The sequence below is a fragment of the Azospirillum sp. ST 5-10 genome, from assembly GCF_051225715.1.
Taxonomy (GTDB): Bacteria; Pseudomonadota; Alphaproteobacteria; order Azospirillales; family Azospirillaceae; genus Azospirillum.
The window spans coordinates 1-25,701 of the sequence record NZ_JBPJSP010000038.1; the positions used below are offsets into that span (position 1 = coordinate 1).

Genomic DNA, 25,701 nt, shown 5'->3' on the forward strand with positions numbered 1-25,701 from the left:
GCAAACCCCCGCTTCCCCCTCATCGCCGAGATCCGCCAGCTCCTCCTCGACAGCTACTACGGCAGGGCCTACGCCGAGCGGCCGGCGAGCGAGGACGGCGCGGTGGTGACGCTGGCGCGCGCCGGGTGACGGTCGCGCCGGCCCCCCCTCCCGACCTCCCCCCACTTCGCGGGGGAAGGAGACAAGCCCTCCCCCGCGCAGTGGGGGAGGGTTGGGTGGGGGGCCGACGCGACCACGTCACCCCATCACCCGCCGCACCCCCAGAATCCCCCCGGCGCGGGTCGGGTCGACGCGCTGCGCCACCGCGTCCAGCGGCTCCACCGTCACGGTCATGGTGAAGGCGGTGGCGTGCAGCAGGCGCTCGCCGTCCAGCATCAAGCCGACATGGCCGGGAAAGAACACGAGGTCGCCGCGCCGGTAGGCGGTCCCCGGCACCGGCTCCCCGACCTCGGCGCGCTGCATGTCGCTGTCGCGCGGGCAGGCGACGCCGGCCCGCAGCAGCGCCAGTTGCGCCAGTCCCGAACAGTCGATGCCCCGCGGCGTGCGGCCGCCCCACAGGTACGGCACGCCCAGCAGGCGTTGCGCCGTCGCCACGAGGTCGGGCTCGACCGCGTCGACGGGTGCCAGATGGCGGGCGTAGAGCCAGCCGCCGTCGGCGAGCTCCACATAGCCGCCCCGTTCGCCCACCGCCCGCAGCCGCGATCCCAGCGGCAGGCTGTCGAGCGGCGGCGTCTTCAGGTCCGGCTCGGGGAAGCGGAACGCCGCGAGGTCGGCGACCAGATGGGTCGGCGCCGGCCGGCCGGCGTCCAGCGCCGCCTCGGGCACCCAGCCGACGTAGCCGTCGGTGGCGCACTGCCCCCAGGCCCAGCCGCCGCACCTGTCGTAGACGGTGAACCCTTCGCCGTAGAGCACTTCGGAGGTCTGGCGCGCCGCCGGGTCGGGACTGCCGCGCATGCCGGCGACGCCCGCCGTCACCTGGTGCTCCCGGCCGTCGACGAACCGCGCCGCCTCGACGCGCCCGCGCAGATGCGCGGCGGCGAGGTCGGGGCGCCAGGGGTGGCGCCGCGGATCCAGGGGCCCGCTCACGCCTCGGCCGCGCTGCCGGCGGGCTGCTGCTGGCCGGCGTGCAGCTCCGCCTCCAGGCGGGCCTTGGCGGCGGCGGCCATGCGCTCCTGCTCCTCGACGGCGGCGAGGTCGTCGGGAGTGACGGCGCCGGCGCGGATCACCAGCTCGGCGAAGTCGGACAGGAAGACGGAGCCGCGCACCGTGCGCTGGACCAGCACGTTGCGCTTGTCCTCGGTGTCGCGCTTGCGGCGGATGAAGCCGAGCACGGACAGCCGGTCCAGCGCGCGCGTCACGGCCGGCTTGGAGATGCTGAGGATGGCGGCGAGCCCGCGCACCGTGTGCGGCGGATCGGTCAGATAGACCTGGAGCATGATCGCCATCTGCCGCGCCGACAGGTCGGGCCCGGCCTGACGGACGCTGTCGATGAGCGCCGCGCGCCACAGTCCGAGCGCCTTGAGGTTCCGCGCCATGCCACCCCCTCGCTGCGCCGCGTTCCCCCGAAGCGGCGCGCAGGAGAGTGTGCCCAACCCGGCGGAATCGGGCAAGCCTTTCGGCCGAGGATGTTTCGACCGCGGATCGAATGGCTCAGACGATCTCCTGCAGGTACAGCCCCGGCGACTCCTCGGCGTGCCACTGCGCGCGCAGGCGGCCGCGGGAATCGAAGGCCAGCGCCAGCCAGTTGCGGGCACGGATGAGCCGCCGCCCGGTCTCGGCGAAGGGCGGCATCTCCAGGACGGCGCCGTCGAAGGGCGTCTCGCGGCGCCGCGCCAGACGGTCGAGGATCGCGGCGAAGAGGCGCGACGGCGGCGGATGGACGATCCCCGAGGCGATGAGCTGGCGGATCTCCGCCGGTCCGCGCAGCACCGCCTGGGCGCCGAGGTGGACCTCCCCGGACAGGGCGGTGACCCGGCAGCCGGTGCGCAGCGAGAAGGCGCTCAGCGCCTCGACGACGCGGCGCCACTCGGCGGCGTGGGCCGGGCTGCGCCACTGGTCGCGCAGGTCGTCCTCGTAGCCGGTGCGGCCGGGGATCGCCGCCACCGCGCGCTCGACCCCGGCCGTGCCGGTGAACAGCAGCGGCACGCTCGACACCAGCAGCAGGTGGCGGCAGCCGGAGAAGCGGTCGAGCCAGTCGGGCAGCGCCCGGCGGCTGCGCGGCGACAGGACGCGGGTGCCCGTGCGCTCGCTGCGCAGGTCGGGGACGAGGATGCCGACGTCGCCCAGCACGAATCCCTGGGTGAAGGTGCCGAGATCCGCCCCCCACACGCATTCCGGCAGCGACTCCGGCAGCGCCGCCATCTGGAACAGGGCGAAGGCGCGCCGCGCCACGAGGTAGACGCCGCGCATCACCGGGGCCGTCTGCTCCGCCTCCGGCAGCGAGCCCCAGCCGTCGAAGATGTCGTGGTCGTCCCACATCATCACCGACGGGATGCGGGCCAGCACCGCCGCCACCTCCGGCTGCCCCCAGGTCTCCAGGTAGAGGCGGAGGTAATGGTCCATCGCCTCCTCCGCCATGGCGGCGCTGAACGGCTCGGCGAGCCGGGTGGCCGGCCGCCGGCGCCACGCCGCCAGGGTCGGGCAGTCGCGCCACACGCCGTCGGCGTAGAGCTGGTCGCCGCCCTGCAGCAGCAGGTGGAACGGCGCCTGTTCGTGGCGCCGCGCCAGATCGTCCCACAGCGCGTTGCGCGGCGGGCCGTGGCGGTCGAGCGTGCGCGGATGCTCGGCGCCGTTGCACGAGGTGAAGGCGATGCGCGGCGGCGGCGCGTCGCAGCCCGGCACGGCGACCTGCCAGCGCTCGCCGTCCGCGAAGCCGTAGCCGACGGTGCTGTCGTCGGCACGGCGCGGCACCGCGAAGTCGAACCGCCAGAGATGGCGGCCGCGCCACGCCGCGACGTGGCGCGGCGGCACGGCCAGGGTGACGCCGTCGACCACCAGATCCTCGGGCTCCGCCTCGCCGTCGAGCACGAACAGGGCGGCCAGCCGCCAGCGCGCGCCCTGCTCGCCGCGGAAGAACAGGACCGGGCCCAGGACGATGCGAGGCTCCCCGAACGTGCGCGCCATGATCCAGGGCGCTCAGACCTTGCCGAAGCGCCGCTCGATCAGCGCGTACACCGCTCGCAGCCCCATGGCGTCGCCGCCGTCGGGACGGCCGGGCCGGGCCGAGCCGTTCCAGGCGTACACGTCCAGGTGCGCCCACGGCGTCTCCTTCGAGACGAAGGACTCGAGGAACAAGGCCGCGGTGATCGCCCCGGCGAAGCCGCCGGTGCCGGCGTTGTTGAGATCGGCGACCTTGCTCTCGAACATCTTGCGGTAGCTCTGCCAGAGCGGCAGGCGCCACAGCGGGTCCGTCTCCGCCTCGCCGGCCGCCAGCAGGTCGGCGGCGACGTCGTCGCGGTTGGCGAACAGCGCCGGCAGCTCCGGCCCCAGCGCCACCCGCGCCGCGCCGGTCAGGGTGGCGAAATCGACCAGCAGGGCCGGCTTCTCCGAGTCCGCCTCGGCCAGGGCGTCGCACAGGATCAGCCGGCCCTCGGCGTCGGTGTTGCCGATCTCGACGCTCAGCCCCTTGCGGGTGCCGAGCACGTCGCCCGGCCGGAAGGCGTTGCCGGAGATCATGTTCTCCACCGCCGGGATGAGCACGCGCAGGCGCACCGGCAGGCCGGCCATCATCACCATGCGGGCCACGCCCAGCGCGTGCGCCGCCCCGCCCATGTCCTTCTTCATCAGCAGCATGCCGCTCGACGGCTTGATGTCGTAGCCGCCCGAATCGAAGCACACGCCCTTGCCGACGATGGTGACCTTGGGGTCGTCCTTGCGTCCCCAGGTGATGTCGATGAGCCGCGGCTCGCGCGCGCTGCCTCGCCCGACGGCGTGGACCGCCGGGAAATTCTTCTTCAGGAGGTCGTCGCCGACGATGATCTTGACGTCGGCCTCGAACTCGCCGGCCAGCTCCTTGGCGGCCTTGGCGAGGTCAGCCGGCCCCATGTCGGAGGCCGGCGTGTTGACGAGGTCGCGGACGAGGAAGGTGGCCGAGGCGGCGCGCTCCACCGCGCCGCGGTCGGCCGCCTTGGGCCAGACCAGGCTGGCGAACCCCTTCTCCGACTTCCTGTAGCGGTCGAACCGGTAGCTGCCGAGCGCCCAGCCGAGCGCCGCCCGGGTGGCGGCGCCGCGGTCGAGGTCGGCGTCGATGCGGTAGGTTCCCGGCGGCAGCGAACCCGGCAGCCCGGCCAGCGCCCACAGGTCGGGCTCGGCCGGTACGCCCACCAGCACGCGGGCGAGCCGCCCGTCCTCGCCCGGCAGCAGCGCCGTGGCGCCCGCCTCGGCGGAGAAGTTCACGGCCTTCACCCACTGGGCGGTGGCCGGCGGTTGGGAATCGAGCCAGCCGGCGAGGGCGGCCTTGGCGAGCGGGGTGACCGGGACGGCGTCGGCGCCGGCCTTGGCGCGCAGGGTGGCGAGCAAAGCGGGACGTCCTCTCGTGCTGACGGGGAAAACGGAGACGGTGCCAAGAGGATGGCGCGGGCAAGGGCCGGTGAAAAGGGGGAAAGCGGCGCGCCACCGGGGGCGTGTACAAACCCGCGCCGGCGCGGCACACTCCCCTGCCCTTCCCCGACCAGCCAGCGCGGACGCTCCCCATGACCGACTTCACCCTCGTCCTCGGCAACAAGGCCTACTCGTCCTGGTCGCTGCGGCCATGGCTGGCGCTGCGCCACCTCGGCGCGTCCTTCGACGAGGTGGTGATCCCGCTGCGCCGGCCCGACACGAAGGCCCGCATCCTCGAGCATTCGCCGGCCGGCAAGGTGCCGGTGCTCAAGCACGGCGGCCGCACCGTCTGGGAATCCCTGGCGATCCTGGAGTATCTGGCGGAGCTGTTCCCCGGCGCCGGCCTGTGGCCGGACGAGCCGGAGGCCCGCGCCCGCGCCCGCGCCGTCGCCGCCGAGATGCACGCCGGCTTCGCCGCCCTGCGCAAGGCGCTGCCGATGGACCTGAAGGAACGGCACCCCGGCCTGACCTTCGCGGCGGACGTGCAGGCCGACATCGCCCGCGTCCAGGCGATCTGGCGCGACGCCCGCGACCGCTTCGGCGACGGCGGCCCGTTCCTGTTCGGCCGCTTCGGCAACGCCGACGCCATGTACGCGCCGGTGGTCACCCGCTTCGCCACCTACGGCGTGACCCTCGATCCGGTGTGCCGCGCCTACGCCGACGCGGTGCTGGCCCTGCCGGCGCTGCGGGACTGGACGGCGGCGGCGCGGCAGGAGCCGTGGACGATCGACTTCGACCTGCCAAAGCCGTAAGCCTCCTCCCCTTTCGTCTAGGCCCTTCGCCGGGGTTGCCCTCACGGCCCGGCGATGCACTCTTGGCCGCGCCAACCCGCCCGTTCCCGCCCCCACGAGACCGGACCGCCCGTCGATTCCATGGCCATCCCCCCTTCTTCCACCCGCGCCGGCCTCAGCGACACCCACGAACGGCTGTGCGCTCAGGCCGCCGAGGTCGCCCGGTCCGCCCTGGCGCCGCGGGCCGCCGCGGTCGACCGCGACGCGGCCTGGCCGGCCCACGCCTTCGCGGCACTCGGCGCGACGCCGCTGCTCGGCCTGAACGTGTCGAAGCGGGCCGGCGGGCTGGGGGAGGGGCTGCTCGCCCTGGCCGCGGTGACCGAGGAGCTGGCGACCGCCTGCTCCTCCTCAGCGATGTGCTACGGCATGCACTGCGTCGCCGCCAAGGTGATCGACGTCAAGGCCACGCCGGACCAGGAGGAGCGCTACCTGCGCCCGATCGCCGCCGGCCGGCACGTCACCACCCTGGCGCTGAGCGAGGCGGGCACGGGGTCCCACTTCTACCTGCCGCAGACCCGCTTCGCGCCGGCCACCGACGGCTACGCGCTGGACGGCACGAAGAGCTTCGTCACCAACGGCGGCCACGCCGATTCCTACGTCGTCTCGGCGATGCCGGAAGGCACCGAGATGGACCCCGGCACCTTCTCCTGCTTCATCGTCGACGGTGCGTCGCCGGGCCTGCACTGGCAGGCGGAATGGAATGGGCTCGGCATGCGCGGCAACAGCTCGCGCGCGGTGCGGGTCGCCGGCGCCCGCATCCCGGCCGGCAACCTGCTGGGCCGCGAGGGAGACGAGATCTGGTACGTGTTCGACGTCATCGCGCCCTATTTCCTGGTCGCCATGGGCGGCACCTATCTCGGCATCGCCCAGGCCGCGCTCGATCTCGCCATCGCGCACCTGAGCGGACGGCGCCACGCCCACACCGGCGCGGCGCTGGCCGACCTGCCGGTCCTCAGCCACGAGGTGGCGGAGTGCTGGATCGCCGTGAACCGGGCGCGGCAGTTGCTGCGCCACGCCGCCCGGCTCGGCGACGAGGGGTCGCCGCACGCCCGCCCGGCCATCCTCGCCTGCAAGGTCGAGGTCGCCCGCGCCGCCGTCACGGCGACCAACACCGCGATGAGCCTGTGCGGCGGCCGCGCCTACGGCGCCAACGACCGGCTGGGCCAGTTGCTGCGCGACGCCCGGGCGGCCGACGTGATGGCGCCGACAACCCACATCCTCACGTCCTGGCTGGGCCGCAGCCTGCTGGGCCAGCCGTTGTTCTGAGCCGGCCGCCATGACGAAGGACGCGATGGACGCAGGCGATGCCGGCGGGACGGTGGTCCTGATCGGCGGCGACGCGGGGGCGCTGGGCACGGATGCCGCAGCCACCGGTGCTGCCTTCACCCTGCGCCGAGTCGCCGACGTCGAGGAGGCCGAGGCGGCTCCGCCCGGCCGCGGCGTCTTCGTCGTCGGCCCCGGCGTGCCGAGCCCGCTGGCGGCGGCGCGCCGGCTGCGGCGGCGCTGGCCGGCGGCTCAGCTCGTCTTCCTCTGCGGACCGGCGGCGCTCGAGCGGCTGCGGACGGCGCTGCCCTTCGTCCCGGAGCTGAGCGACGCCTGGACGGCGTCCAGCGACGCGCCGGCCGAATCCCTCCGCCTGCTGCTCGCCGAAGCGCTGCGCACGGCGCGCCGGCGCGCCGGGAGCGCGCTCCTCGCCCAGCGTCTGAACACGATGCTGGACACCGGCGGGGTGCGGACCGAGCGGGCGGAGCGGGACCGCCGCATCAGCCTGTCGGAGCGCTACCTCGGCCTGATCGCCGCGCAGTCCCGCACGCCGGTGCTGGCGCTCGACCGCGACGGCGTGCTGCTCGCCCTGAACGAGGCGGCGGAAGCGCTCTTCGGCGCGCCGGCGCCCGGCACCGTATGCCTTCCCGACCGCCTGCCGCCGGCGGACGCCGACCGCCTGCGCGCCGCGATCGCCCGCGTGGCCGAGGTCGGCGCGGAGGCGCAGACCGCACTGTCCCTGCCTGGCCCGGCCGGCGGGACGGTCGAGCTCGACGTCAGCCTGGCCCCCCTCGAGATCGGCGACGGCGCCGCCCGGGCGGTGTCGTGCGTCGCCCGCGACGTCACCGAGCAGCGGCGGACCCAGGCCGCCCTGCGGCGCAGCGAACAGGCGTTCCAGGATCTCGCCGAAACCCTGCCGGGCTTCGTGTGGACCGCCGGCCCCGACGGCCGCCCCGACTACCAGAGCCGGCAGTGGCACGACTACTCCGGCACGCCGCCGGGCAGCACGCTGGGCGACCGCTGGGTCGCGCACCTGCACCCCGACGACGTGGATGCGGCGCAGCGCGCCTGGGACACGGCGGTGGCGACCGGAGAGGACTACCGGGCGGAGCTCCGGCTGCGCGGGAGCGACGGCGCCTACCGCTGGTTCCTGGCGCGGGCACGGCCGGTGCACGGCACCGCCGAGACGGCGCCACGCTGGGTCGGCACCTGCACGGAGATCGGCGAGCTGGTGGAGGCCCGGACGGCGCTGGCCCGCACCAACGACCGCCTGGAAGAGCTGGTGGCGCGGCGCACGGCCCAGCTCGAGGACGCCAACCGCAAGCTGCTGGCCGAGGTGGAGGAGCGCCGGCAGACCGAGGCGGTGCTGCACCAGGCGCAGAAGATGGAGGCCATCGGCCGGCTGACCGGCGGCGTCGCCCACGACTTCAACAACCTGCTCCAGGTGGTCGGCGGCAACCTGCAGCTCGTGCTGCCGGGACTGGGCGACCCGGCGGCGCAGCGGCGCGTCCAGTCGGCGCTGGCCGCGGTCGAGCGCGGCGGCAAGCTGGCGTCCCAGCTCCTCGCCTTCGCGCGCCGCCAGCCGCTGGAGCCGACGGTGATCGACGTCGCCCGCCTGCTGCGCGGCATGGACGATCTGCTGCGGCGCTCGCTGGGCGAGGCGATCGAACTGGAAACGGTCATCGCCGGCGGCCTGTGGACCACCCTGGCCGACCCCAACCAGCTGGAGAACGTCGTCCTCAACCTCGCCGTCAACGCCCGCGACGCCATGGACGGCGCCGGCCGGCTGACGTTCGAGGCGGGCAACGCCATGCTCGACGACCTCTACGCCGCCACCCACAGCGAGGTCACCCCCGGCCAGTACGTCATGCTCGCGGTGACCGACACCGGCTGCGGCATCCCGCCGGAGATGCTGGAGCGGGTCTTCGAACCCTTCTTCACCACCAAGCCCGAGGGCAAGGGGACCGGCCTCGGCCTGCCCATGGTGCACGGCTTCGTCAAGCAGTCGGGCGGCCACGTGAAGATCTACAGCGAGGTCGGCCACGGCACCACGGTGAAGATCTATCTGCCGCGCGCCCACCAGGCGGCGGCCGAGCCGCCGGCCGACGTCCGCGCCGGCGCCGGCGCCGTGGTCGGCGGCTCGGAGACGGTCCTGGTGGTCGAGGACGACCCGCAGGTGCGCGCCACCGCGGTGGAGATCCTGGCCGACCTCGGCTACCGCATCCTGCAGGCCCCCGACGCGCAGAGCGCCCTCGCCGTGGTGCGCAGCGGCGCGGCGATCGACCTGCTGTTCACCGACGTGGTCATGCCCGGCCCGCTGCGCAGCCCCGAGCTGGCGCGGCGCGCGCGCGAGGTGCTGCCCGACCTCGCCGTCCTGTTCACGTCGGGCTACACCGAGAACGCCATCGTCCACGGCGGCCGGCTCGACCCGGGCGTCCAGCTCCTGAGCAAGCCGTACCGCCGCGAGGACCTCGCCCGCAAGATACGCCAGGTGCTGGCCAACCGGCGGCCGCGGACGGCGGTGGCCGACGACGCCCGCGAGCCGTGCGCGCCGGCGGCCGCGGGGCGGCGGGTCCTGCTGGTCGAGGACGAGGTGCTGATCCGCCTCACCACCGTCGACATGCTGAAGGCGCTCGGCCACACGGTGACCGCGGTGGCCGACGCCGAGGCCGCCCTGCGCGCGCTCGCCGGCGCCCCCTTCGACGTCCTCTTCACCGACGTCGGCCTGCCCGGCCGCTCCGGCCTGGAGCTGGTGCGCGAGGCGCTGCCGACGGCCCCCGGCCTGCGGGTCATCATCGCCACCGGCTACGCCGGCGACATCCGCCTGGGGCACGGCGAAGCCGACCTGGACGCCGTCCTGCTGCCGAAGCCCTACACCCTGTCGGACATCGACCGCGCCTTCCGGACGCTCGGCGGCGGGTGAGCCGGGCGCCGGCGGCTCCGCCGGTCGGGATCAGAAGTCCGAGCAGCGGCCCTTGAATTCCCAGTCGCCGTAGCGCGTCGGCTCCGGCCCCTGCGGGCCGCCGATCTCGCCGGGCTTCTGCTGCGGGCCCTTGCCGGGCGTGGTCTCCACGGGGTCGGCGCCCGCGACGGCGCCGGGCTGGCCGGATGTGGTGTTGTCGTCCATCATGCTCTTCATATGGCGAAGGAAAGGGCCGGGGGCAACACCTTGAACGGTCGCCGGTGGCGGGCCCATATCACCGACACCGCGTGGGAGGTAGTCCTTTTCCGCGCGACGCACGTTCCGGAGATTGCCACCGCGATGACCAGCTATCTGAAGACCTCGATCCTGCTGGCCGGCATGACGGCGCTGTTCGCCTTCGTCGGCTTCCTGATCGGCGGCCAGGGCGGCATGCTGATCGCCTTCCTCGTGGCGATCGCCATGAACGTCTTCACCTACTGGAACTCGGGCCGCATGGTGCTCTCCATGTACGGCGCCCAGGAGGTCGACCGCCGCACGGCGCCCGAATATTACGGGATCGTCGAGCGGCTGGCCCAGCGCGCCGGCCTGCCCATGCCGCGGGTCTTCATCATCCACTCCGACCAGCCCAACGCCTTCGCCACCGGCCGCAACCCGGAGAACGCGGCGGTCGCCGCCACCACCGGCCTGCTGCGCATGCTGAGCGCCGAGGAGGTGGCCGGCGTGATGGCGCACGAGCTGGCGCACGTCAAGAATCGCGACACCCTGATCATGACGATCACCGCGACGATCGCCGGCGCCATCTCCATGCTCGCCAACTTCGGCCTGTTCTTCGGCGCCTCCTCGTCCAACGACGAGGAGGGCGGCGGCAGCCCGCTGGGGTTCGTCGGCGTGCTGCTGATGTCGCTGCTGGCGCCCATGGCGGCGATGGTGGTGCAGATGGCGATCAGCCGCACCCGCGAGTACGAGGCCGACCGCATCGGCGCCGAGATCTGCGGCCGGCCCCTGTGGCTCGCCAGCGCGCTGGAGCGCATCCACGACGGGGTCGCCCGCACCGTCGACCGCCGGGCCGAGGCCAACCCGGCCACCGCCCACCTCTTCATCGTCAACCCGCTGCACGGCCAGCGCAGCTTCGACAGCCTGTTCTCGACGCACCCCAACGTGCAGAACCGGGTCGCCGCGCTGCGCGCCATGGCCGGCGCCGGCGGTGCCGCGCCGCGACACCCCGGCGGCCCATGGGTCGGCGCGGCCCGACCCGACCCGGCGCCGCGGCGGCCGGCCGGCCGCTCCTCGGTGCCGCCGTCCGGCGGAGCGCCGCGGCGGCGCGGCCCCTGGGAGTGAGGCGCCGTCCCCTGACCTGGCGCCGGCCGTGCGCGCCCCTTGTCGCTTCCCCGACACAGACACCGGATTGTCGCATTGCGGACATCGCCGCGCCTCTGCCCGATCTTCCGTAACCCACTGATCTGATTAACATTCCCGCTCTGGCCCACTTCTTGCTGCTATCCCGTCGATCCGACGGAGACCCCGATGGGGGCACGGCAGAAGGAGTGGGTTATGGGCAACGTGATCGCGCTCGACAGCATCCTCGGCGTGGGTGAGCTGAAGGCGTCCGGAACGCCGCCGGCCGCCGCCGCGTCGGGCTGTTCCTCCTCGGCCTGCGGGTCGTCGTCGGGTCCCGCCGACATGCCGGCCGCGGTGTGGGAGAAGGTCAAGAACCACCCCTGCTACAGCGAGGAGGCGCATCACTACTTCGCCCGCATGCACGTGGCGGTGGCGCCGGCCTGCAACATCCAGTGCAATTACTGCAACCGCAAGTACGATTGCTCCAACGAGAGCCGCCCCGGCGTCGTGTCGGAGAAGCTGACGCCGGAGCAGGCGGCCCGGAAGGTGCTGGCGGTGGCGCAGGAGATCCCCCAGCTCTCGGTGATCGGCATCGCCGGCCCCGGCGACAGCCTCGCCGCCAAGGGCAGCAACACCTTCCGCACCTTCGACCTGATCGCCGAGCAGGCGCCGGACCTGAAGCTCTGCCTGTCGACCAACGGCCTCGCCCTGCCCGACCACGTCGAGCGCCTCCGCTCGATGAACGTCGACCACGTGACGATCACCATCAACATGGTGGATCCCGCGGTGGGCGAGCGCATCTATCCCTGGATCTTCTTCGACCACAGGCGCTGGACCGGGCGCGACGCCGCCAGGATCCTGCACGAGCGGCAGATGCAGGGCCTGGAGATGCTGACGGCGGCCGGCATCCTGGTGAAGGTGAACTCGGTGATGATCCCCGGGATCAACGACCAGCACCTCGTCGAGGTCAACGCCGCCGTCAAGGCGCGCGGCGCCTTCCTGCACAACATCATGCCGCTGATCTCCGACCCGGCGCACGGCACCCATTTCGGCCTGACCGGCCAGCGCGGCCCGACGGCGCAGGAGCTCAAGGCGCTGCAGGACCGCTGCGAGGGCGACATGAAGCTGATGCGCCACTGCCGCCAGTGCCGCGCCGACGCGGTCGGCCTGCTGGGCGAGGACCGCGGCGCCGAGTTCACCGCCGACAAGGTCGAGACCATGGCGGTGTCCGCCGACGACAGCACCCGCCGCGCCTACCGCGAGCACGTCGAGGCCGAACGCGCCACCCGCCACGCCGCCAAGGCGGCGGCCCAGGCCGAGGTGGCGGAGGCGGTCGCCGGGGAGGCCGCGCCGATCCTGATCGCCGTCGCCACCAAGGGCGGCGAGCGCATCAACGAGCATTTCGGCCACGCCAAGGAGTTCCAGATCTACGAGGTCGGCACCCGCGGCGCCAAGTTCGTCGGCCACCGCCGGGTCGACGAATACTGCCAGGGCGGCGACGGCGACGAGGACGCCCTCGACACCGTGCTGGACGCCATCGCCGACTGCGCCGCCGTGTTCGTCGCCAAGATCGGCGGCTGCCCCAGGCAGAAGCTGACCGACGCCGGCATCGAGCCGGTCGACGCCTTCGCCTTCGAGTACATCGAGGAGTCGGCGTTGACGTACTTCAAGGACTACGTCGCGCGCCTGGCCCAGGGTGCGGCCACCGCCCGCGCCGGCCGCGACGCCGTCATCCGCCCGTCGCCGCTGAACGTGGCGCTGCGCGCCTGACCCCCCTTCCCCTGTCCGCAAGGGGAGCGGCGGACCGCCGCCGGTCCGTCCCGCCAACCGAAGGAGACCCGTGACATGGCTTACAAGATCAAGTCCGCCGAGTGCACCGTCTGCGGCGCCTGCGAGGCCGAGTGCCCGAACGTCGCCATCAGCTTCAAGAAGGGCACCTACATCATCGACCCCGCGAAGTGCACGGAGTGCCAGGGCCAGTTCGACAGCCCGCAGTGCGCCTCCGTCTGCCCGGCCGACTGCTGCGTCCCGGCCTGACGGGAGGCCCGGCGACCGTCCCCGCCTCCCGCCCGCGGCGGTGGAAGGCGGGGACCCTCGGGGGAGGTGACCCATGCTGGCGGACGTGGACGAGACGTGGCTGGACCGCTGCTATTACGGCGGCGACCTGCCGGCCGAGGCGGAACGCTGCCTCCACCTGGCGGCGGCGTGCTACGCCGACACCGCGGCGGCCGAGGCCCATCTCGCCGCCGCCGCACGCCGCGCCCCCGGCCACCGCCTGGTCGATCTCGGCCACTACAAGTTCCACTTCTACAAGGCGAACCTCGACACCGCCCTGCACTACGGCCGGCGCCTGCTGGGCCACGCGCTGGCCGGGCTCGGCGTCAACGATCCGGACTGGCGCGCCGTCACCCCGGCCACCGCCGATTTCCGCGGCCTCGACCCGGCGCCGCGCTTCTTCCTCTTCGCGCTGACCGCGGTCGGCTACCTGCTGCTGCGGCTCGGCCGGCTGGAGGAGGGACGCGAGGCGCTCGCCGCCGTCGCCGCCCTCGATCCCGCCGACCGCATGGGCGCGCGCCGCCTGGTCGCCGTCGCCGACGGGCACGGACGCCCGGAGGAGGAGGGATGAGCGAGATCGACGGCGCCTACGACTGGCTCGGCCGCGCGGTGGACTGCCGCGGCTGCGGCCATGCCGCGCTGCTGCGGGCGGGACGCTGCGAACCGCTGCGGGCCTGCGTCAACGACCGCTACGCCAAGCGCATCCAGCGCTTCTTCGAGCGCAACCCGGAGCTGGCCGCCGACCACCTCGACCATCCCTACTTCGAGGTGCGCGCCATCGCCGTCCGCTGCGCCCCCATCTTCTCGCTGCCCCGCCTCATGGAGGATCCGGACGAGACCGTGCGCACCTCCGTCGCCCGCCGGCTGCCGCGCCGCCTGCTGCTGCGCATGCGCAGCGATCCCGAGCGGGAGGTGCGCATCGCCGTCGCCTCGCGCCTGGAGGACGCCGACCTCGCGCCGATGATGCAGGACGCCGACTACGCCGTGCGGCTGCGGGTCGCCCGCCGCGCGCCGGAGGGGATGCTGCCGGCGATGATGCACGACGACGATCCCGAGGTGCGCCTGGAGGTGGCGCGGCGGATCGGCATGGAGTGGCTGATGAGCATGGCGTGGGACGACAGCCCGCGGGTGCGCCTGCTGGTCGCCCAGCGCCTGCCGCCGGACAAGCTCTCGCCGCTCCTCCGCGATGCCGACTGGTGCGTGCGCTACGTCGTCGCCAGCCGCATCGCCCCCGACGAGCTGGGCGTGCTGGCCGACGACCCGGTCGAGGAGGTCCGCGACGTCGCCCGCGGCCGGCTCGCCGCCCCGCCAACCCGGCCCCTGCCCCGGCCCGAGCCGGAACCGTGAGGTGATCCCATGGCCCTGCGCAACTCCGCCCGCCATCCCGACGACGCCGTCGAACTGAACGGCCCGCCCGTGCTGCGGGTCGGCCAGAAGGTGCGGGCGCTGCGCGACGTGCGCAACGACGGCACCTACCCCTCGCGGCCGGTCGGCGAGGTGCTGATCCAGGCCGGCGACGTCGGCTACGTGCACTCCGTCGGAACCTACCTGCAGATGTATTACATCTACGGCGTCGATTTTTACGAGCGCCGCATGGTGGTCGGCATGCGGGCCCGGGAGCTCGATCTGGTCGACGCCCACTGCAACGACCCCCAGCGCTGAAGGACCCCCGCCATGACCGAGACCGCATCCGACGCCCCCGCCACGCCCGCCTTCATCCCGCCGAGCGAGCCGGTCTACGACTGGGGCATGCGCGTCGCCGCCGCCGAGGACCTGTTCAACGACGGCAGCCATCCCCAGGCCGCGGAAGGGGCGCTGCTGGTGCCCAAGGGAACGCCCGGCGTCGTCGCCCGCGTCGGCCGGGCCGAGGAGTCCGGCGATTTCGTGTACCTCGTGGAGTTCCCGGCGGGCCTGGTGGTCGGCTGCTTCGAGGAGGAGCTGTCGCCGCTCGGCGCCACCCTGCGCCCGCGCCCGGGCGTGATGGGGTGAGGGCCGTGGTCTACCTCGACAACAACGCCACGTCGGCGCCGGCGCCGGAGGTGCTGGCGGCCCTGCTGCCCTATCTGGGGGAGCGGTTCGCCAACCCGTCGAGCCCGCATGCCGCCGGCATGGCGGCGCGCCAGGCGGTCGGCGAGGCGCGTGCCGCGGTGGCGGCGCTGGTCGGGGCGGCGTCGGCGGAGGTGGTGTTCACCGCGTCGGCCACCGAGGCGACCCACCTCGCCATCCTCGGCGTGCTGCACGCCGCGGCGGAATCGGGGCGCCGCCACCTCGTCACGACGGCGGTCGAGCATCCCTCGACCCTGCTCCTCGCGGCCGATCTGGAGCGCCGGGGGTGGCGGGTCACCGTGCTGCCGGTGGACGGCGACGGCCGCGTCGCCGCCGCGGCCGTCGCCGCCGCGGTCGACGCGACGACGGCGCTGGTCTCCCTGCAATGGGCCAACAACGAGACCGGCGTGCTGCAGCCGGTCGCCGCGGCGTGCGCCGCCGCCCACGCCGCCGGCGCGCTGTTCCACAGCGACGCCGTGCAGGCCGCCGGCCGGGTGCCGGTCGACCTGGCGGTCGTGCCCGCCGACCTCCTCACCCTGTCGGCGCACAAGATGCACGGGCCCAAGGGCGCCGGCGCGCTGGTCGTGCGCAAGGGCACGGCGCTGGCGCCGCTGATCCACGGCCACCAGGAGCGCCGGCGGCGCGGCGGCACCGAGAACGTGCCCGCCCTCGTCGGCTTCGGCGTCGCCGCCCGGCTCGCCGCCGCGGCGCTGGGATCGGCGGCCGCGGTGGCGGCGCTGCGCGACCGGCTGGAGCAGGGCGTTCTCGCCGCCTGGCCGGGCAGCCGGGTCAACGGTGCCGGCGCGGCGCGCCTGCCCAACACGGCGAGCCTCCGCTTCGCCGACCCGGGGGGCCGCCCGGCCGACGCCGAGGACCTGCTGCTGCGCCTCGACCGCGCCGGCATCCAGGTGTCGATGGGGGCGGCCTGCGCGTCCGGCGGCACCGCGCCGAGCCACGTGCTGACCGCCATGGGCCTGAGCGCGGCGGAGGCCGCGGCGTCCCTGCGCTTTTCCCTCAGCCGCTACACCACGGCGGCGGAGGTGGCGGCGGTGCTGGCCGCGCTGCCGCCGCTCTACGCACGGCTGGCCGCATGAAACGACGAGTCACTCCCCGGGAGACGAAGCATGAAGGTGATGGTGCGCAAGGTGGGCGAAGGGTTCACGATCTACGTCGCCAAGAAGGACCTGGAAGAGGCCATCGTCGCGATGGAGAAGCCGGGGCTGTGGGGCGGCTGGGTCAAGGTCGCCAACGGCTGGACCCTCGAACTGCCGGAGATGGCCGCCGACACGCGGCTGCCCATCACCGTCGAGGCCCGCAAGGTCGGCGGGGAGTGACGACCATGGCCCTGTCGACGCAGACCCTCGACGCCGTCGCCGCCATGGCCGGCGCCCGCTTCGCCGCGGGCGACGGCGTCTCCGCCGTGGTGCACGCCGTGAAGGACGCCTTCCCCGGCCTCCCCGTCACCGGCACCTTCGCCTCGGTGATGGCCGAGGAGCCGTACCGCGAGGAGGAGCGGTTCGCCCTCTTCCTCGTCGACGGCCGCAACCACTGCTGGACCATCACCGCCGACCCCGACGCCGCCAGCGGCCTGGTCATCGCGCAGCGCGAGGAGGAGGACTGAACCATGCTGGACACCGTCACCCCCGCGGACGACGCCGCGGCCGACGCCGGCGACGACGATTTCATCCCCCTGGTCGATCCCGACATCTCCGCCGCCGAGGTCGCGGTGCTGGGCCGCGTCCTCACCGCCGGCCCGCTGAACGACGGGCGCATGACGGCAGCCTTCGAGGCGGCCTTCGCCGCCCACGTCGGGCGCGCCCACGCGGTGGCGGTGTCGAGCGGGACCATGGCGCTGCTGCTGGCCCTCAAGGCCCACGGCATCGGCCCGGGGGCCGAGGTCCTGTGCTCCCCCTTCGGCTGGCATCAGGTGCAGCACGCGGTGGCGCTGAGCGGCGCCACGCCGGTGCTGGTGGACATCGACTACTGGCAGCACACCATCAACCCGGAGAAGGCGGCGGCCAAGGTGACCGCGGCGACCCGCGCCATCGTCGCCGGCAACGTCAACGGCCATCCCGCCCACTGGGACGAGCTGCGCGCGCTCGCCGGCGCCCGCGGGCTGCTGCTGATCGAGGATTCCAGCGAGGCCATCGGCTCCACCTACAAGGGCCGCATGGTCGGGACCTTCGGCGACTGCGCCGTTTTCGACTTCTCCGAACCCGGCGTCCTGCTGGCCGGCGGGGGCGGCATGGTGGTCACCGACGACCGGGCGCTGGCGCACGAGCTGCGCTACCTGCGCCGGCGCGAGGCGGAGCACCGCTACACCGTGGTCATCACCCGCACCCTGCCTTGGCAGGCCTCCATGGGCGACCTGAACGCCGCGCTGGGCCTGGTCCAGCTGAAGCGGCTCGACGAGATCCTGGAGAAGCGGCGGCGCGTCGTCGGCTGGTACGACGCGGCCATGGCCTCCTTCGAGGGGATCAAGCCGCCCTACAAGGGCCCCGGCGCCGAGACGGTCAACCCCATGGTCTACGCCGTTCACCTCGGCACCCGCTTCACCGCGTCGGGCCGCAAGGCGATCATCGAGGACCTGGACACCCACGCCGTCGACGCCTCCGACTACGGCCAGCCCCTCTACACCCAGCAATACTACCAGGAGCGGGGCTGCAACCGGGCCGACTTCCCGGTCTGCCAGAAGACCGCCGACCGCACGCTGGCCCTGCCGCTGCACCACAAGGTGACGGAGGACCAGGTGCGCTTCATCGTCGAGACGCTGAAGGACGCCACCGTCAACACCGGCGCCGGCGCCGCCATCTACTTGTGACCACAGGACGGATGCCCCCATGAGCGACACCACCCTGACGGCCGGCGACGCCGTCCGCGCCATCGCCGACGGCCTGCACGCGGGCACCGTGGTGCCCTACCTGGGGCCCGGCACCTTCGCCACCCTGCCCGAGGGCCGCTGCCCGATCCCCCGCACCTCGGCCGAACTGGCGCAGCGCCTCAACGCCAAGGTGGCGGCCCCCGGCCGCATCCGCTCCAGCCTGACGGCGGTCGCCCAGTACATCGAGACGCGGCGCCACCGCAAGTCGCTCGACGGCATCCTCAGCGAGATCTTCCGCACCGACGTGCCGGCGACGCCGGCGCACCGCTGGGTCGCCGGCCTGCCGGCGGTGCCGCTGGTGGTCGACGTGTGGTACGACGACGTGCTGGAGCGGCTGCTGGCCGCCGACGCCGGCCGCCTCTGGGGCCAGGTGCAGGGGCTGTCGCACCCGCAATCGACGGGCGAATGGGTGAAGTACTACGCGCCCGACGGATCGGAAACCGACGCCACGGCCGCCGCCGGCTGGAAGACCGTGCTGTACAAGCCCTCGGGCGGCGTCTCGCCGGCCGGGAACTACCTGGTCTCCGACAGCGACTTCGTCGAGGTGCTGACCGAGATCGACATCCAGACGCCGATCCCGGAGACGGTGATCGACCGCCGCGGCGGCCGCAGCTTCCTGTTCCTCGGCTGCCGCTTCGACGCCGAGATCCAGCGCACCTTCGCCCGCCAGATCGCCAAGCGCGCGGCCGACACCCATTGGGCGGTGATCGACGGCGATCTCACCAGGAACGAGGCGCGCTTCCTCGACCAGTACGGCATCCAGCGCATCGACCTGCCGCTGACCGAGGCGCTGGCCCGCATCGACGCGGCGATGGCGGGCTGACGTCAAACCCTCCCCTGCCTCCGGCGGGGGAGGGTGGCCCGAAGGGCCGGGTGGGGGCAAGGTGTCGCTCGAATGCCGGACTGCCTGTGCGGCACCGCGGGGGCTCCGGCCTCCCTGCGAGACCTCGCCCCCACCCTTCCCATGCTGTGCATGGGCCCCTTCCCTCCCCCGGCGGCGCCGGGGGAGGGATGATCGTCTCACCGCCCGGCGCGCGCCGGTGCGGGCTCGTCGTCCTCGTCGTCCTGCAGGGATTCCGGGATGTCGGGGGAGTCGACGTCGATCGGCACCCCCGGCAGGTGCTTGGAGCAGCGGATCGACAGCGCCGACTTCACGTGCGCGACGTTGGGCGCCGAGGTCAGCTTGGTGGTCAGGAAGCGCTGGTAGTCGTCCCAGTCCTCCGCCACCACCTTGAGCAGGAAGTCGAACTCGCCGGCCAGCATGTTGCACTCGCGGACCATCGGCCAGCTGTTCACCAGATCCTCGAACTTCTTCAGGTCCGCCTCGGCCTGGCTCGTCAGGCCCACCTGGGCGAACACCGTCACCCCGAAGCCCAGCGCATCGGGATTGATGTCGGCGTGATAGCCGCGTATGAACCCGGACTCCTCCAGGGCGCGCACGCGCCTCAGGCACGGGGGAGCCGAGATGCCGGCGCGCCGCGCCAGCTCTACGTTCGTCATCCGGCCGTCGTTCTGCAGGTCGCGCAGAATACGCCGGTCAATTCGGTCGAGTTTGACCCGCCGCATGGTGTGCTCGGTTCGCTCCGGGGGATGGTCTGGGAAAGGATATTACACGGTGGCAGTCCCTCCGCCAAGCCGGAACCCGATGCAACCCGACGGCGACGAGCTCTTTTCGATGCACCGCCCGCCGGGCCGCGACGACGGGCCGCACCCTTATAGACACGAGACCGCGATGGAAGACCTGACCTGCTGGGTTGTCACCGAGGGTGCGGCCGGCATGGAAAACCAGGGGGTGGGCCTGGCCGAGGCCCTGGGCCTCACCCCCGTCGTCAAGCGCATCCGCCTGCGCAGCCCGTGGAAGCAGCTCACGCCGTTCCTGCGCATCGGCAACCGCTTCGCCTTCGCCGCCGACGGCGATCCCGTCGGCCCGCCCTGGCCCGACGTGCTGATCGCCATCGGCCGCCAGAGCAACCCGGCGGCGCTGGCGGCGCGGCGCCATTCCCGCGGGCGGACCTTCACCGTGCGCATCCAGGACCCGCAGATCTCGCCCCGGCACTTCGACCTGGTGGTGGTGCCGGAGCACGACCGCCTGCGCGGGCCCAACGTCGTCACCACCCGCGGCGCCCTGCACCGGGTGACCCACGAGGCCCTGGCCGCCGCCGCGGCCCGCCACGCCGAGCGGCTGGCCGCGCTGCCGCACCCGCGCGTGGCGGTGCTGATCGGCGGCAGCAACGGCGTCTACCACCTCACGCCCACCGTCATGGGCGACGTGGCGGACAAGCTGGCGCACCTCGCCCGCGACCACGGCGCCGGGCTGCTGGTGACCCCGTCGCGCCGCACCGGCGCCGACAACGAGGCGATCCTGCGCGCCCGGCTGTCGGGCCTGCCGGCCGAGGTGTGGGACGGGACCGGCGAGAACCCCTACTTCGCCTATCTGGCGCTCGCCGACACGGTGGTGGTCACCTGCGACAGCGTGTCGATGGTCTCCGAGGCGTGCTTCACCGGCAAGCCCGTCTACGTGATCGAGCTGGAGGGCGGCTCGCCCAAGTTCCGCGCCTTCCTCGACGCCCTCTACCGCGACGGCATCGCCCGCCCCTTCACCGGCACCCTGGAGCGCTGGGACTACGCCCCCTTCGACGACACCCGGCGCGTCGCCGACGAGATCCGGCGCCGCCTTGCCGAGCAGCGGGCCCGCAGGCGATAGGACGGGAACCAGGTTTTAAGACACGAGGATTGGAAGAACTGAAAAGATTAGAACTCTACGCCAGTCTTCTCATCTTCCAATCTTCGTGTTTTTCTCCGCACTATCCCCGATGAGCCGTCACTCCCCCAGATGCTCCTGCACCAGGAGCTCGGCGATCTGCACGGCGTTGAGGGCCGAGCCCTTGCGCAGGTTGTCGGTGGCGCACCAGAAGGAGAGTCCGTTCTCCACCGTGACGTCCTCACGGACGCGGCTGACGTAGACGGCGTCGTCGCCGGTGGCCTCCGCCGGCGTGATGTAGCCGCCCGGCTCGTGGCGGTCCATGACGACGATTCCGGGCGCGTCGCGCAGGGCATGGCGCGCGGCATCGGCCTCGACGGGGTCGGCGAACTCCGCGGTGACCGCGGCGGCGTGGCCGATGAAGACGGGCACGCGCACGCAGGTGGCCGCCACCTTGATGCGCGGGTCGAGGACCTTCTTGGTCTCCACCATCAGCTTCCATTCCTCCCGCGTCGTCCCGTCCTCCATGAAGCGGTCGATCTGCGGAATGACGTTGAAGGCGATCTGCTTGGGAAAGACCGAGGCCTCCACGGGGTCGTTCACGTAGATGGCGCGGGTCTGGTTGAACAGCTCGTCCATGGCCTCCTTGCCGGCCGCCGACACCGCCTGGTAGGTGGCGACGACGACCCGCCGCACCGTGGCGATGTCGTGCAGCGGCTTGAGCGCCATCGCCAGCGCGATGGCGGCCCCGTTGGGGCTGGCGACGATGCGCTTGCGGGCGAAGCCGGCCAGCGCCTGCGGGTTCACCTCCGGCACGACCAGCGGCACGTCGGGATCCATGCGCCAGTGGGCGGTGGTGTCGATCACCACCGCGCCGGCCGCCGCCGCCTTGGGGGCGACGGCGGCCGCGGTCTCGGTCCCGGCCGCCGCCAGCACGATGTCGGTGCCGCGGAAGTCGAAGCGGGCGACGTCCTGCACGGCGAGCACCCGGTCGTCGCCGTAGGACACCTCGCGGCCGGCTCCCGCCGCCGGGGCCAGCGCGATCACCTCCCCGGCGGGAAAGTCCCGCGCCGCGAGCGTGGCCAGGATCTCCCGCCCGACGTTGCCGGCGGCACCGACGACAGCGATTCTGTAGCCCTTGCGGCCCATGGGATGGTTCCTTCTGCTGGAAACGTGGAGTGGTTTGACCTATTCCCTCGCCCCCGGAAATGCAACAATCGCTCCGAGGATCGTGAACCGACGGAAGTGGCGATGGCCGGTCCGCCCGCTGCCGAGACCCCGCCGGAACCGCGCAGCTACGCGGAGTTCTGGCCCCATTACCTGCGCGAGCACAGCCGCCCGGCGACCCGCGCCCTGCACGTCGCCGGGACCGGGCTCGGCCTGGCGCTGCTGGCCGCCGCCGCCGTCAGCGCCGAGCCGTGGCTGCTGGCGGCGGCGGTCGTCTGCGGCTACGGGTTCGCCTGGGTCGCCCACCTCGCCGTGGAGGGCAACCGCCCGGCCACCTTCCGCCACCCGCTGTGGTCGCTGGTCAGCGACCTGCGCATGGTCCTCCTGTGGAGCACCGGACGCCTCGGCCGCGAGCTGAGGCGCGCCGGCGTGGAATGAGACGAACCGATGCCGAGCCCCGTCGAAGACGTCATCGCCAAGGCCATCAAGGATGCCGACAAGTCCTTGTTCAACGAGGATTACACCAAGCAGGCGCGCGCCGTGCTTGCGGCGCTGAAGAAGACGGGGTACGAAGTGGTGCCGTCGCGCCCGCCCGACGGCCTCGTCGAATGGGCGAAGGACAACATCCCCTTCGGCCGCCTGCGTCCCGCCGACCTCATCTCGCAGATGTACACGATGATGGTCGTCAACGTGAAACGCTTCGACAAATAGACCCGTCCGCACCGCGTCCGGAGTTCCCCCGGCGCCCCGGCCACCCATATGGTTCGTAGAGCCCACAGAACAGGAGAGGGACAGCGATCGCCATGCCACCCGCCAAGATGACCGACACCGAGATCGCCCGCGTCCAGGCCTATCTGCGCCAGACCTTCGGCAACACCACGATCACCGTGGAGCCGCCGGCGAAGGCCGGGCAGTCCGCCGAAGTGACCTGCGGCGGCGAACTGATCGGCACCCTGCACCGCGACGTCGACGAGGGCGAGGTGTCCTACGCTCTGCACATGGTGATCCTCGAGGAAGACCTGCCCCAGGCCGGCCCCGCCGCCCGCCGACGCTGATCGCCGACGCCCGCGTCCGGCCGCCGCGCGCGGCCGCGATTGCGGCATACCGGCACAGCGCCGGATGCACTGCCGACACCCTCGTACTTAGGTGGTAGACTGACACCCGCAAGCGGGTGTCGGCGCGTTGACTCGTGGGGACGAGAGGGGGTAAACGAGTTCGCCGAAAAATCTTTCGCACATGCGAGCTTGTTGTTGATCCGCCGCTGCGGCAACCCGCACCCGCGCCGCCCCCGGCAGCCGAACAGAGGACGCACAAAAAATGGCAAACGGCAGCAGTCGGCCGCTCTCACCACACCTACAGGTTTATCGTTTCGAATGGACGATGGCCCTGTCGATCACGCACCGCATCACGGGCGTGGGACTCGTCATCGGCACGCTCCTCCTCGCCTGGTGGCTGATCGCCGCCGCCGCCGGCCCCGAGGCCTTCGCCACCGCGCAGGGGTTCATCGGCTCGTGGTTCGGCATGCTGCTGATGTTCGGCTGGACGTGGGCGCTCTTCTACCACCTCAGCAACGGCATCCGCCACCTCGTGTGGGACACCGGCATGGCGTTCGAGCTGCAGAACGCCGAACTCGGCGCCTACATCGTCGTCGGCGCCTCGCTGGGGCTGACGGTGCTTGCCTGGATTGTCGGCCTGATGGCCTGGTGAGGGGCAGATCATGAGCGCACACAACAAGAACACTCTGCGCGATCCGTTGGGAAACGCCCGCGGTCTCGGCTCGGCCAAGCACGGCACGGACCATTGGTGGCACCAGCGCCTCACCGCCCTGGCGCTGGTCCCGCTCACCCTGTGGTTCGTGCTCGCCGTCATCATCCATCTCGGCGCCGACTACGGCGAGATGGTCGCGTGGCTGCGGTCGCCCTATTCGGCGGCCATGATGATCCTGTTCGTCGCCGTCGGCTTCCACCACGCGGCGGCCGGCATGCAGGTCGTGTTCGAGGACTACGTTCACAATGAGTGGGCGAAGGTCGCCTCCATCATCGTGACCAAGTTCGTCCTCTACGCGCTGGCGGCGATCTGCATCGTCTCCGTCCTGAAGCTGACCTTCGGAGTCTGACCGGCCATGGCGACCGCATATCCGATCACGGACCACACCTACGACGTCGTCGTCGTCGGCGCCGGCGGCGCCGGCCTGCGCGCCACCTTCGGCATGGCCGAAAAGGGGCTGAAGACGGCCTGCATCACCAAGGTGTTCCCCACCCGCTCCCACACCGTGGCGGCCCAGGGCGGCATCTCCGCGGCCCTCGGCAACATGGGCGAGGACGACTGGCGCTACCACATGTACGACACCGTCAAGGGGTCGGACTGGCTGGGCGACCAGGACGCCATCGAGTACATGTGCCGCGAGGCGATCCCGGCGATCATCGAGCTGGAGCACTACGGCGTGCCCTTCTCGCGCACGCCCGAGGGCAAGATCTACCAGCGCGCCTTCGGCGGCATGACGGCGCAGTACGGCAAGACCCAGGCCTACCGCACCTGCGCCGCCGCCGACCGCACCGGCCACGCCATCCTGCACACCCTCTACCAGCAGTCGCTCAAGCACGAGGCGGAGTTCTTCGTCGAGTACTTCGCGCTCGACCTGATCATGGACGCCGAGGGGGCGTGCCGCGGCGTCGTCGCGCTGAACATGGACGACGGCTCGATCCACCGCTTCCGCGCCCACCAGACGGTGCTGGCGACCGGCGGCTACGGCCGCGCCTACTTCTCCGCGACCTCCGCCCACACCTGTACGGGCGATGGCGGCGGCATGGCGCTGCGCGCCGGCATCGGCATGCAGGACATGGAGTTCGTCCAGTTCCACCCGACCGGCATCTACGGCTCGGGCTGCCTCATCACCGAGGGGGTGCGCGGCGAGGGCGGCTACCTCACCAACTCCAACGGCGAGCGCTTCATGGAGCGCTACGCGCCGTCGGCCAAGGACCTGGCGTCGCGCGACGTGGTCTCCCGCTCGATGACCATCGAGATCCGCGAGGGCCGCGGTGTGGGCGAGCACAAGGACCACATCCACCTGCACCTGGAACACCTGCCGCCGGAGATCATCCACCAGCGCCTGCCCGGCATCGCCGAGACGGCGAAGATCTTCGCCGGCGTCGACGTGACGAAGGAGCCGATCCCGGTGCTGCCGACCGTCCACTACAACATGGGCGGCATCCCCACCAACTTCCGCTGCGAGGTGGTGCGCCCGACGGCCGACAACCCCGACCAGGTGGTGCCCGGCCTGATGGCGATCGGCGAGGCCGCCTGCGTGTCGGTGCACGGCGCCAACCGGCTCGGCTCCAACTCGCTGCTCGACCTCGTGGTGTTCGGCCGTGCCGCCGCCATCCGCGCCGCGGAGCTGGTGCAGGAGGCCAAGGCGCACAAGTCCCTGCCAGCCGACAGCGCCGACGTGGCGCTGGAGCGCCTCGACCGCCTGCGCAACGCCAAGGGCTCGATCAAGGTGTCCGAGCTGCGGCTGGAGATGCAGAAGGTCATGCAGAACAACTGCGCGGTCTTCCGCACCGGCGAGGTGCTGGAGGAGGGCGTGACGCTGATCGGCGAGGCCTTCGCCAAGAAGGGCGACGTCAGCGTGTCGGACCGTTCGCTGGTGTGGAACTCCGACCTGGTCGAGGCGATCGAGCTGGACAACCTGCTCTACCAGGCGGTCGTCACCATGAACTCGGCGCGCAACCGCCAGGAGAGCCGCGGCGCGCACGCCCGCGAGGACTTCCCGAACCGCGACGACGAGACCTGGATGAAGCACACCGTGGCCTGGGTGGCGGAGACGGGCGAGGTCAAGATCGATTACCGCCCGGTGCACCTCTACACCCTGACCGACGACGTCGACGTGTTCCCGCCCAAGGCGCGCGTCTACTGAGGCCCCGGAACGCAGGCAAGGACG

At 72.6% G+C, this 25,701-nt stretch carries 29 protein-coding genes; 22 read left to right on the plus strand and 7 right to left on the minus strand.

The window, feature by feature from the left end; genetic code table 11:
- Positions 1–237: 237 nt before the first annotated feature.
- From ACSBPG_RS28020 to ACSBPG_RS28035, 4 genes are all read right to left on the minus strand, one after another.
- The gene (locus tag ACSBPG_RS28020) at positions 238–1,086 is read right to left on the minus strand and encodes a C40 family peptidase (RefSeq protein ID WP_435540539.1); all 849 of its coding nucleotides are present in this window, start codon (positions 1,084–1,086) and stop codon (positions 238–240) included.
- The gene (locus tag ACSBPG_RS28025) at positions 1,083–1,535 is read right to left on the minus strand and encodes a MarR family transcriptional regulator (RefSeq protein WP_435540540.1); all 453 of its coding nucleotides are present in this window, start codon (positions 1,533–1,535) and stop codon (positions 1,083–1,085) included. Before ACSBPG_RS28025 ends, ACSBPG_RS28020 begins: the two co-directional genes overlap by 4 nt.
- 115 nt (positions 1,536–1,650) lie before the next feature.
- Positions 1,651–3,123 carry an alkaline phosphatase D family protein gene (locus ACSBPG_RS28030; protein WP_435540541.1) on the minus strand — a complete coding sequence of 491 codons (1,473 nt, stop codon included), beginning with the start codon at positions 3,121–3,123 and terminating at the stop codon, positions 1,651–1,653.
- A 12-nt stretch (positions 3,124–3,135) separates the two neighbouring features.
- A complete protein-coding gene (locus ACSBPG_RS28035) occupies positions 3,136–4,518 on the minus strand; it encodes a leucyl aminopeptidase family protein (RefSeq protein ID WP_435540542.1) in 1,383 nt (460 codons plus the stop codon).
- A 173-nt stretch (positions 4,519–4,691) separates the two neighbouring features.
- Between ACSBPG_RS28035 and ACSBPG_RS28040 the strand changes: the two genes are divergently transcribed.
- The 3 genes from ACSBPG_RS28040 to ACSBPG_RS28050 all read left to right on the plus strand — a co-directional run bounded on the left by ACSBPG_RS28040 (position 4,692) and on the right by ACSBPG_RS28050 (position 9,576).
- Positions 4,692–5,351: a glutathione S-transferase family protein gene (locus ACSBPG_RS28040; RefSeq protein ID WP_435540543.1), complete on the plus strand. Its 660-nt coding sequence runs from the start codon at positions 4,692–4,694 to the stop codon at positions 5,349–5,351.
- Positions 5,352–5,471: 120 nt separating this feature from the next.
- Entirely contained in the window at positions 5,472–6,656 is a 1,185-nt protein-coding gene (locus ACSBPG_RS28045) for an acyl-CoA dehydrogenase family protein (protein WP_435540544.1), read from the plus strand.
- A 25-nt stretch (positions 6,657–6,681) separates the two neighbouring features.
- Positions 6,682–9,576, plus strand: a complete 2,895-nt coding sequence (locus tag ACSBPG_RS28050; protein WP_435540545.1) for a response regulator — start codon at positions 6,682–6,684, stop codon at positions 9,574–9,576.
- A 30-nt stretch (positions 9,577–9,606) separates the two neighbouring features.
- On the opposite strand, the gene ACSBPG_RS28055 is transcribed toward ACSBPG_RS28050, so the two are convergent.
- The gene (locus ACSBPG_RS28055; protein WP_435540546.1) at positions 9,607–9,780 is read right to left on the minus strand and encodes a DUF1674 domain-containing protein; all 174 of its coding nucleotides are present in this window, start codon (positions 9,778–9,780) and stop codon (positions 9,607–9,609) included.
- Between the two features lie 135 nt (positions 9,781–9,915).
- Between ACSBPG_RS28055 and htpX the strand changes: the two genes are divergently transcribed.
- The 12 genes from htpX (at position 9,916) to ACSBPG_RS28115 (ending at position 18,719) form a co-directional block, all read left to right on the plus strand.
- On the plus strand, positions 9,916–10,914 hold the full coding sequence (htpX, locus tag ACSBPG_RS28060; protein ID WP_435540547.1) for a zinc metalloprotease HtpX: 999 nt from the start codon (positions 9,916–9,918) through the stop codon (positions 10,912–10,914).
- 213 nt (positions 10,915–11,127) lie between these two features.
- Positions 11,128–12,684 carry a nitrogenase cofactor biosynthesis protein NifB gene (gene nifB, locus ACSBPG_RS28065; protein ID WP_435540548.1) on the plus strand — a complete coding sequence of 519 codons (1,557 nt, stop codon included), beginning with the start codon at positions 11,128–11,130 and terminating at the stop codon, positions 12,682–12,684.
- 75 nt (positions 12,685–12,759) lie between these two features.
- On the plus strand, positions 12,760–12,951 hold the full coding sequence (locus ACSBPG_RS28070) for a 4Fe-4S dicluster domain-containing protein (RefSeq protein WP_435540549.1): 192 nt from the start codon (positions 12,760–12,762) through the stop codon (positions 12,949–12,951).
- A gap of 73 nt (positions 12,952–13,024) precedes the next feature.
- Positions 13,025–13,540 (plus strand): hypothetical protein, encoded by a 516-nt coding sequence (locus ACSBPG_RS28075; protein ID WP_435540550.1) that lies wholly within the window; start codon positions 13,025–13,027, stop codon positions 13,538–13,540.
- Positions 13,537–14,316, plus strand: a complete 780-nt coding sequence (locus tag ACSBPG_RS28080; RefSeq protein WP_435540551.1) for a 4Fe4S-binding leucine-rich repeat protein — start codon at positions 13,537–13,539, stop codon at positions 14,314–14,316. The genes ACSBPG_RS28075 and ACSBPG_RS28080 overlap by 4 nt, the downstream gene beginning before the upstream one ends.
- A 9-nt stretch (positions 14,317–14,325) precedes the next feature.
- Complete coding sequence (locus ACSBPG_RS28085) at positions 14,326–14,631, plus strand: nitrogen fixation protein NifZ (RefSeq protein WP_435540552.1); 306 nt, start codon at positions 14,326–14,328, stop codon at positions 14,629–14,631.
- Positions 14,632–14,643: 12 nt separating this feature from the next.
- Positions 14,644–14,958, plus strand: a complete 315-nt coding sequence (locus ACSBPG_RS28090) for a nitrogen fixation protein NifZ (protein WP_435540553.1) — start codon at positions 14,644–14,646, stop codon at positions 14,956–14,958.
- A 5-nt stretch (positions 14,959–14,963) separates the two neighbouring features.
- A complete protein-coding gene (locus tag ACSBPG_RS28095) occupies positions 14,964–16,109 on the plus strand; it encodes a cysteine desulfurase family protein (RefSeq protein ID WP_435540554.1) in 1,146 nt (381 codons plus the stop codon).
- A 30-nt stretch (positions 16,110–16,139) separates the two neighbouring features.
- Positions 16,140–16,349: a putative nitrogen fixation protein NifT gene (nifT, locus tag ACSBPG_RS28100; protein WP_435540555.1), complete on the plus strand. Its 210-nt coding sequence runs from the start codon at positions 16,140–16,142 to the stop codon at positions 16,347–16,349.
- A 5-nt stretch (positions 16,350–16,354) separates the two neighbouring features.
- Positions 16,355–16,636: a hypothetical protein gene (locus tag ACSBPG_RS28105; protein ID WP_435540556.1), complete on the plus strand. Its 282-nt coding sequence runs from the start codon at positions 16,355–16,357 to the stop codon at positions 16,634–16,636.
- 3 nt (positions 16,637–16,639) lie between these two features.
- Complete coding sequence (locus ACSBPG_RS28110) at positions 16,640–17,836, plus strand: DegT/DnrJ/EryC1/StrS family aminotransferase (RefSeq protein WP_435540557.1); 1,197 nt, start codon at positions 16,640–16,642, stop codon at positions 17,834–17,836.
- A 19-nt stretch (positions 17,837–17,855) separates the two neighbouring features.
- Positions 17,856–18,719 (plus strand): SIR2 family protein, encoded by an 864-nt coding sequence (locus ACSBPG_RS28115; RefSeq protein ID WP_435540558.1) that lies wholly within the window; start codon positions 17,856–17,858, stop codon positions 18,717–18,719.
- 197 nt (positions 18,720–18,916) lie between these two features.
- Here ACSBPG_RS28115 and ACSBPG_RS28120 read toward each other — a convergent pair whose 3' ends face one another.
- Positions 18,917–19,462 (minus strand): Lrp/AsnC family transcriptional regulator, encoded by a 546-nt coding sequence (locus ACSBPG_RS28120; protein WP_435540559.1) that lies wholly within the window; start codon positions 19,460–19,462, stop codon positions 18,917–18,919.
- 166 nt (positions 19,463–19,628) lie between these two features.
- On the opposite strand from ACSBPG_RS28120, the gene ACSBPG_RS28125 reads away from it, so the two are divergent.
- Positions 19,629–20,600 carry a mitochondrial fission ELM1 family protein gene (locus tag ACSBPG_RS28125; RefSeq protein ID WP_435540560.1) on the plus strand — a complete coding sequence of 324 codons (972 nt, stop codon included), beginning with the start codon at positions 19,629–19,631 and terminating at the stop codon, positions 20,598–20,600.
- Between the two features lie 117 nt (positions 20,601–20,717).
- On the opposite strand, the gene ACSBPG_RS28130 is transcribed toward ACSBPG_RS28125, so the two are convergent.
- Positions 20,718–21,746, minus strand: a complete 1,029-nt coding sequence (locus ACSBPG_RS28130; protein WP_435540561.1) for an aspartate-semialdehyde dehydrogenase — start codon at positions 21,744–21,746, stop codon at positions 20,718–20,720.
- A 102-nt stretch (positions 21,747–21,848) separates the two neighbouring features.
- Between ACSBPG_RS28130 and ACSBPG_RS28135 the strand changes: the two genes are divergently transcribed.
- The 6 genes from ACSBPG_RS28135 to sdhA all read left to right on the plus strand — a co-directional run bounded on the left by ACSBPG_RS28135 (position 21,849) and on the right by sdhA (position 25,677).
- Positions 21,849–22,202: an Mpo1-like protein gene (locus ACSBPG_RS28135; protein WP_435540562.1), complete on the plus strand. Its 354-nt coding sequence runs from the start codon at positions 21,849–21,851 to the stop codon at positions 22,200–22,202.
- 9 nt (positions 22,203–22,211) lie between these two features.
- Entirely contained in the window at positions 22,212–22,475 is a 264-nt protein-coding gene (locus ACSBPG_RS28140) for a hypothetical protein (RefSeq protein ID WP_435540563.1), read from the plus strand.
- 92 nt (positions 22,476–22,567) lie between these two features.
- Positions 22,568–22,819, plus strand: a complete 252-nt coding sequence (locus ACSBPG_RS28145; protein ID WP_435540564.1) for a DUF3126 family protein — start codon at positions 22,568–22,570, stop codon at positions 22,817–22,819.
- A 262-nt stretch (positions 22,820–23,081) separates the two neighbouring features.
- On the plus strand, positions 23,082–23,471 hold the full coding sequence (gene sdhC, locus ACSBPG_RS28150; RefSeq protein WP_435540565.1) for a succinate dehydrogenase, cytochrome b556 subunit: 390 nt from the start codon (positions 23,082–23,084) through the stop codon (positions 23,469–23,471).
- A 10-nt stretch (positions 23,472–23,481) separates the two neighbouring features.
- The gene (gene sdhD, locus ACSBPG_RS28155) at positions 23,482–23,880 is read left to right on the plus strand and encodes a succinate dehydrogenase, hydrophobic membrane anchor protein (RefSeq protein ID WP_435540566.1); all 399 of its coding nucleotides are present in this window, start codon (positions 23,482–23,484) and stop codon (positions 23,878–23,880) included.
- 6 nt (positions 23,881–23,886) lie between these two features.
- Positions 23,887–25,677 (plus strand): succinate dehydrogenase flavoprotein subunit, encoded by a 1,791-nt coding sequence (gene sdhA / locus ACSBPG_RS28160; RefSeq protein ID WP_435540567.1) that lies wholly within the window; start codon positions 23,887–23,889, stop codon positions 25,675–25,677.
- Positions 25,678–25,701 lie beyond the last annotated feature (24 nt).